This is a genomic window from Acinetobacter sp. VT 511, from assembly GCF_001077515.1.
Taxonomy (GTDB): domain Bacteria; phylum Pseudomonadota; class Gammaproteobacteria; order Pseudomonadales; family Moraxellaceae; genus Acinetobacter; species Acinetobacter schindleri.
The window spans coordinates 1-5,994 of sequence record NZ_LFRE01000121.1; the positions used below are offsets into that span (position 1 = coordinate 1).

General features: G+C 48.9%; 10 protein-coding genes and 2 pseudogenes. 2 read left to right on the forward strand and 10 right to left on the reverse strand.

Features of this window, described 5'->3' with window-relative positions; all coding sequences use genetic code 11:
- From ACS72_RS20030 to ACS72_RS20045, 4 genes are all read right to left on the reverse strand, one after another.
- Window positions 1–417: Asd/ArgC dimerization domain-containing protein (locus tag ACS72_RS20030; protein WP_283936063.1), on the reverse strand; the 417-nt coding region annotated here is incomplete at its 3' end.
- Between the two features lie 282 nt (window positions 418–699).
- Window positions 700–1,128, reverse strand: coding sequence for a GDSL-type esterase/lipase family protein (locus ACS72_RS20035; protein WP_155858058.1), 429 nt, complete (start codon window positions 1,126–1,128; stop codon window positions 700–702).
- A 50-nt stretch (window positions 1,129–1,178) separates the two neighbouring features.
- Window positions 1,179–1,550 (reverse strand): CapA family protein, encoded by a 372-nt coding sequence (locus ACS72_RS20040; RefSeq protein ID WP_081405891.1) that lies wholly within the window; start codon window positions 1,548–1,550, stop codon window positions 1,179–1,181.
- On the reverse strand, window positions 1,547–2,038 hold the full coding sequence (locus tag ACS72_RS20045; RefSeq protein WP_048882834.1) for a BamA/TamA family outer membrane protein: 492 nt from the start codon (window positions 2,036–2,038) through the stop codon (window positions 1,547–1,549). The genes ACS72_RS20040 and ACS72_RS20045 overlap by 4 nt, the downstream gene beginning before the upstream one ends.
- Window positions 2,039–2,087: 49 nt before the next feature.
- On the opposite strand from ACS72_RS20045, the pseudogene ACS72_RS20050 reads away from it, so the two are divergent.
- Window positions 2,088–2,399 (forward strand): annotated as a pseudogene (locus tag ACS72_RS20050) (HAMP domain-containing protein); the annotation flags it as partial.
- Here the strand turns inward: ACS72_RS20050 and ACS72_RS20055 are convergent.
- From ACS72_RS20055 to ACS72_RS20065, 3 genes are all read right to left on the reverse strand, one after another.
- On the reverse strand, window positions 2,310–2,828 hold the full coding sequence (locus tag ACS72_RS20055; protein WP_368677451.1) for a DUF4956 domain-containing protein: 519 nt from the start codon (window positions 2,826–2,828) through the stop codon (window positions 2,310–2,312). The pseudogene ACS72_RS20050 and the gene ACS72_RS20055 sit on opposite strands and share 90 nt — an antisense overlap.
- 302 nt (window positions 2,829–3,130) lie before the next feature.
- Window positions 3,131–3,508, reverse strand: a complete 378-nt coding sequence (locus ACS72_RS20060; protein WP_212771735.1) for an aldo/keto reductase — start codon at window positions 3,506–3,508, stop codon at window positions 3,131–3,133.
- Window positions 3,421–4,050, reverse strand: a complete 630-nt coding sequence (locus ACS72_RS20065; protein ID WP_249888304.1) for a hypothetical protein — start codon at window positions 4,048–4,050, stop codon at window positions 3,421–3,423. The genes ACS72_RS20060 and ACS72_RS20065 overlap by 88 nt, the downstream gene beginning before the upstream one ends.
- On the opposite strand from ACS72_RS20065, the gene ACS72_RS20070 reads away from it, so the two are divergent.
- Complete coding sequence (locus ACS72_RS20070) at window positions 4,016–4,813, forward strand: SMI1/KNR4 family protein (protein WP_249888303.1); 798 nt, start codon at window positions 4,016–4,018, stop codon at window positions 4,811–4,813. The two genes, ACS72_RS20065 and ACS72_RS20070, sit on opposite strands and share 35 nt — an antisense overlap.
- Here ACS72_RS20070 and rpsJ read toward each other — a convergent pair.
- The 3 genes and pseudogenes from rpsJ to ACS72_RS20085 form a co-directional block, all read right to left on the reverse strand.
- Window positions 4,752–5,117 (reverse strand): 30S ribosomal protein S10, encoded by a 366-nt coding sequence (gene rpsJ, locus ACS72_RS20075; RefSeq protein ID WP_171249887.1) that lies wholly within the window; start codon window positions 5,115–5,117, stop codon window positions 4,752–4,754. The two genes, ACS72_RS20070 and rpsJ, sit on opposite strands and share 62 nt — an antisense overlap.
- A gap of 99 nt (window positions 5,118–5,216) precedes the next feature.
- Window positions 5,217–5,399 (reverse strand): annotated as a pseudogene (locus tag ACS72_RS20080) (DNA polymerase III subunit beta); the annotation flags it as partial.
- A gap of 34 nt (window positions 5,400–5,433) precedes the next feature.
- A partial coding sequence (locus ACS72_RS20085; protein ID WP_048882837.1) for a hypothetical protein occupies window positions 5,434–5,994 on the reverse strand: 561 nt, incomplete at its 5' end.

Sequence of the window (5,994 nt, forward strand, 5' to 3'; positions counted from 1 at the left end):
GATGCTACCCCAGATTCGTAGTGGTTCCTGCTCACTCTTCTCTTCTTCGCCACCGATGTATGGAATGACATTATCAAGCATATCTGGCCAGTCCGTAAAGTTTTTACCTGCTCCGGAGATTGCTTGATACGTGGAAGCAACAACCTGAGTCGGGTTGAACTCACGCAAGGCGTGCAGTGCAGGCACATAGCTCTGAATCGAGCAGTTTGGTTTTACAGCAATGAATCCGGTTTTTGTGCCCAGACGTTTGCGTTGAGCTTCAATCACGTCCAGATGTCCCGGGTTAATCTCAGGGATTACCATTGGTACATCTGCTGTCCAGCGGTGAGCGGAGTTGTTGGACACGACAGGTGTGCCTGTTCTAGCGTAAGCCTCTTCGAGCGCTTGAATTTCATTGAGTTTGGTGTGGTAACTCAACTGGTGGCTCTATTCCTCTTATTTTTCAAGTCAATTTCTTATCCGCGATTCGGGTTAATTAAGGATGCATAAGCTTCCTTTTTTATAGACAAATGTACAAGAAACAATACTGTAACTTTACACTAGTTCTATCTACGAACTTTTAATCTATACTAGCGGGATAACATCACCGGCTTTAAAGCCGGTGATGTTATCCCGCTAGTATAGATTAAAAGTTCGTAGATAGAACTAGTGTAAAGTTACAGTATTGTTTCTTGTACATTTGTCTATAAAAAAGGAAGCTTATGCATCCTTAATTAACCCGAATCGCGGATAAGAAATTGACTTGAAAAATAAGAGGAATAGAGCCACCAGTTGAGTTACCACACCAAACTCATATTCTTCAAGAAACACATGTGAGTCTGTTGACAATGGGTTGTCGAACTGACGCCATACATCATTAATGCCAATCATGATCGTCAGCCAATCCGGTTTAAGGTCCAGCACATCACGATCCCAGCGCTGTTTCAGATCACGAATCGTATTTCCACCATTACCCACATTCTGGACACGCAACATCAATTCCGGATAGATGGACCGCAAGAGGGCATAGACTTGCGCTACGTAACCATGTCCCAGACCGGAGCTACCTTCGCCTACAGGATGTTCCCGACCACAATCTGTAATCGAATCACCGATAAACAGAAGCTTGTCATTTTTTTGCAATTTCATCGTTATTTTCTCCTTCGCTCCAAGGCGCTAATATAAGAATAATTGATTAATCAGACCGTTAAGAACTCATAATGATTCTCAGACTTGCTCTTAAACGTCTCAATCCGTTTTCCTACTTCCATGCTTGCGGCGATACCGATTCGTTCACTGATACCCTGCAGAGCCTCGAAGTCCTGATCGTCAACCACGTACGTGCGTGACCACCGTAGCGGATTCAGACCTGGACGTGCGGGAACGCCATTCCCCGGATTGGATGCGGCGAAAACTTCGCTTCGTGTCACACCTATCGTAATGATAGCAATTCGTCCATCTGCTGTATCAATAAAAACCGGCTTGCGTGCATCATGCAGACTCATGCCCACCCCAAGAGGAATCAGCCCGCGTTGCTCCGCTTCCTCAAGTGTGTCCGTAAGTCCTTCTATTCCATAGTCACCGGTATGGTTGTTGGCAAAGCCGACATGAAGCTGTTATCCTGATCAGAGGTGCTCGGATGTTCACCCATAGAGTACAGATAACGCCACATCGCAACCTGCGGCTGCATGTTGGACAGGGAGTTATGTACGTAACCCAGACCTGCACGCAGCGAGTTATATTCGTTGATCGGGAAGCCCAACGTCACATCTGTACCATAACTCTTGTTGGTATAGTCGGACAGGTCGGCGTCATCTGCCTGGAAGTCATTATAGAAGAGACGACCACCGAGGCTTACGCCATCTACGGTGAAGTACGGGTTGGTTACCGACAGTTCAGCATAGGTCTGGTAATCGTTTTTGGTCCCGTTGATACCAACAGCATAACCCGTACCTAACCAGTTATCCTGTTGCACACCAGCCTGGAAGCTCACGCCACTTTCAGTACCGTAACCAATACCAAAGTTGAAGCTTGGGGAACGGGGGAGTATCTTTGTCATTCGCGAGAGAAGCCCCTTTGCGGAGCTTACTCGCAAGTTGCTGCCTGTGATGTCATTCCTGCTTATTGGTGTCCTCATCATTGCAAATCTGCTCTTGTTCCGCTGGATCACGCGCAGCTTCATTAAACCATTGAATCAACTACGAAGTTCAGCCGAACATATCAAGGATGGTAATCTATCCTTTAAACTTCAGCTAAACTCTAATGACGAGGTTGGTCAACTCAGCGAAGCGTTTGAGAGCATGCGGAATCAATTACAGCTCTCCTATGCGTTACGACAGCAGGACGAAGTGAACCGCAAAGAGCTTATCTCCAACATTTCGCATGATCTCCGTACACCGATTACCAATATCAAAGGGTATATTGAGGGAGTTTTCGGGAATGGTGACTTTCAGCGTTTTCAGCTGACTCTTCTTGCCGCCAAAGTTGAAGCGACTCAGAACAAACATGAGTACACACAGGATAATGGTGAACAGCACCGCGTATCCAAAAGCGCCTACACCGCAGGCAAGACCGGAAGCCATCGTGAACAATACGTAAGCAATGTCTTTTGGATCACCAGGGGCACTTCGGAATCGGATGATCGAGAAGGCACCTGCCAAGCTGAATGCTCGAGCGATGTTACTGCCGATGAGCAGGATGATAATGGCGACAATAACGGGTAGGACGACCATTGTTAAGGTGAAGCTTTGGGAGTATGTGCTTTGGTTAGTCTTCATGTAGGTAAGGCTGATGACCAATCGGCCAACCTGCCACTCATGCCAAAGCCTATCGACCAGAAAGGACTGCATTTACAACTTCCTATGTGCTTGACGGTTCTACCGAACTCAATCTTTTGGTGCAGACAGCCAATTTTGACGATCCTTATAGCGGAGGGATCACACGCTCTCTCTATTTTGGTTCTCCAGAAGCCATTGGAAGTGAACGAGGACTATCCATTGACTTGCAAAAGATTACATTCGCTATACTGCTTTTGCACAGCCTATACGCTTTTGTCATGTTTCTATTTATCCGAAAGGAACGAGCTCTTCTGACGTTCTCGATGCTAACGCTGGTAGCTGCCCTAACGGTCGCTTCCGACCATGACAATCTGTTATTGAGTTGGATTCCACTCAACTTCACTTGGATCGTTAAGGCTCTGGTTTGATACCCCGAAGTGACGCACTTTACCTTCGCTCTCCAGTTGATCAAAGTCTTCAGCCACTTCCTCCGGCTCAACCAATGCATCAGGGCGATGCAGCAGCAGAACGTCAAGATATTCCGTTTTCAGACGTTGCAGGATACCATCCACCGAATTCAGGATGTGCTCTTTGGAGAAATCAAACATGCCTTTGCGGATACCGCATTTGGATTGAAGAATCATATTTTCACGAACTTGGGGATTCATCTGTACTGCTTCGGCGAAGATCTCCTCACATGTTCCTGTACCATAAATGTCGGCATGGTCAAAGAAATTTGCGCCAACCTCCATTGCAGAACGAACAAAATGTTCGGCTTAGATGTTCCTCTATTTGTACCCGGTTTTACTCTAACACCACCTGTTATAGGCTCAATCCTGAACATACTACCATTAATATTCGAATAAACAAAAAAACTAGCATCGGTAGGATTATAGGGAACTGCGTGCGCGATTCCAAAGCTTGGCGTGAAACCAATTTGAAAATCACGATAATTACCTTCACCTAGAGCAGGAACACTACCTGAAGCAAATTTCTTACCTGTGTTAATCTGTTTAATTTTAGCAACCATTTGACTAAATGTATCGCTGCCTGATGCCACTACTCCCTTGCCAGTAATGGCGGCAGCGATAGCCGATTTCCCATCACTGACAGAGGACTTTAAACTCTCAAATTCCTCTCTGGACGGAATCTGGACACAAGCTCCCCAAGTATCATATAGATTCCGCTGCCATGTCGTAAATCCTACTGGAAGAAATGTTATTAAAGTTTGTGTTACTCCTGGTACAGGCACAGGTAATCTGGCTGGGAAACTGCTACAGCACGGCGCAGACATGACTGCAATCGACCAATCCCGGGAGATGCTACGCAGATGTCGTACCAAATATCCCGAGATGCATGTGAAACTTGGTAATTTTATGGCGTTGCCTTTTACCGATCATTCCTTCGACTTTGTTGTATCCAGCTTTGCTTTCCATCATCTGAGTCCAGATCAGCAACTATTGGCCTTACAGGAGATGCAGCGGGTATTAACCTCGCGCGGACGTATCAGCCTAACCGATCTGATGTTTGTTGATGCGACTCACCGTGATTCCTATATTTGGCAGGCAGAAACCACAGGACACGAGGAACAGCTGCGCGCCTTGCGTGAGCGTCACTTCCCTCTGTTGGGTGAGCTATATACAACAATGGGAGAAGGGTGTACTCCTGAAACGCAACAGAGCATTGAGGATTTTGAACAAAAGCATAATGTAAAACTGCCCGCAGCATATCGCGCACTTTTGCTTGAATTCGGTGCATGTAATTTCGGCGACCCTGCCTTGTATTCGGTGAAAGAACTGAGCTGGGCTTATCCGGATTTTTTGGAAGTATACCGTGAATATGAGAAAGAATACGAGCTGCCAGCTGACCTCCAGCCTTTCCCGATTGGTGGATTTGGTGAAGGAAGTATGGCTATACTGGATCAAAATTCAGGCAAGGTGCTGATGTTGATCCACGATGCAGGGGAAACTCCTCTGCGGGAAATTGCTGTGGACTTTAATGAATTGATGACGATGCTGGCTGAGTCGGCAATCTGGGTTCAGGAACAGATGAATTAAGCTTGATCTCGATGTTGACATCGGCCGGGAGGTCGAGGCGCATCAGCGAGTCGACGGCCTTGGGCGTCGGGTCGATGATGTCGATGAGGCGCTTGTGGGTGCGCATCTCGAAGTGCTCGCGGCTGTCCTTGTACTTGTGGGGCGACCGGATGACGCACACGACGTTCTTCTCGGTCGGCAGGGGAACCGGGCCCACCACGGTGGCGCCGGCACGGGTCACGGTGTCGACGATCTTTCGCGCGGACGAGTCCAGTCCGGCGTGGTCGTACGACTTCAGGCGAATGCGGATCTTCTGTCCCGCCATTGTCTGCTCACTCTCTTTCTCGCGTCTTACCCGACCTAGGGCATCGGACGCACGGTGGCGCTCTCGCGCCCTGGCACTTCCCCTCGCTTCGGACTGGCCGACTTCGGCGGCCAGGCTCTCGACCACCTCGATGTCGAGATCGGTCGCCTTCAGCCGCAGCGAGGCGCCGTCGGCGCGCATCAGCACATTGGACAGAACCGGGATCGTGTTGCGCCGCTCGACGACGCGATGCACGTGTCCGAGGGATTTCAGGAGCTGGGCCCGCTCGACGGTCACCTTCATCAACGCTGCTCCAAGACATGGCCGGGGCGTGCGATCAAGCCGCCGCCGAAAAACAAGGGACGACAGTCAAGCCTGCGGGCGCCCATGTTTCAAGGGCGCACGCTGCACTGCGAACAGCTTTCAAGCCCGGTTTGGCCGATTGCGCAAGCTCCCGTTGGCCGATGCCCGGTTTCCCGCCGCTTTTTGGACTGAAATCAGCAGCTGCAATAACTCCGTCGGTCATGGCATTCAATACCTGGAACAGCCCATAGGTTACGACTGGACCCGCGTTGGGAAGTCCGGCATTTTGGTAAGCCTGGGTAAATTCACTTGTCAGTCCGGGATCGGTCAACCGGAATTCAATGAGATACTCCATCTCTCCGACGCTCTGCTTCAGTTCCTGCAAATTCCCTGTACTCACAATAAAACGTTTGGAGTGCACAACCGATGGATTCATCTGAGCATCACGGACAAAATCAACGATGGTGTAAGAACGCTCAAATTGACCATTATCGATCCGAACCTGGTCGCCCACGCTCAATTTTTTTTGCTGCATGTAATATACCGGAACCGCGATCTCGCCATCGTTCACCTGAATAATCTCACTGTCCAGATT